1 pseudogene is annotated in these 401 nt (G+C 50.6%); it reads left to right on the top strand.

Annotation, left to right across the window (positions count from 1 at the left end):
* Window positions 1–401, top strand: a pseudogene (locus tag HMPREF2690_RS12075) (hypothetical protein); the annotation flags it as partial.

The raw sequence follows: 401 nt of genomic DNA, 5'->3' as shown, positions 1-401 counted from the left end.
TACTACTTTCAGGATGAAATCCAGGCGTACAAACTGCTCGACAACATCGACGAGTTCTTAGGCGAGCGTGACAACATCTTCCGCATCGGCGTTATCGGTGATCAGATTGATCAAGGTAACTACGCCTCGGGTATTTCCTTGGTTGGCGATAACTCGCTTTTCATCGCCAATAACCGCCTGATGGGATCAGATGCAAAACTGCGCAACACCATCCTGCACGAATTAGGCCACACTCTAGATCTTCGCCACTGGGGTGCTAACGACACCGTCGGTGACCTTATTAAGGGTGTTTCGCTTCCGATGGCGCCTGAGTATGACTCGGTGATGAACTACCTGTACCAGTTTGGCAAGTTCAACTACTCGGAAAAGCCATACCTGCTTGAAACCCCCAACGGCAACGC

It is taken from the genome of Corynebacterium sp. HMSC034E11 (genome assembly GCF_001835905.1).
In the GTDB taxonomy this organism is placed as follows: domain Bacteria; phylum Actinomycetota; class Actinomycetes; order Mycobacteriales; family Mycobacteriaceae; genus Corynebacterium; species Corynebacterium coyleae.
The sequence above is the reverse complement of the archived record's forward strand: the minus strand, read 5'-3'. Positions and strand labels throughout refer to the sequence as shown.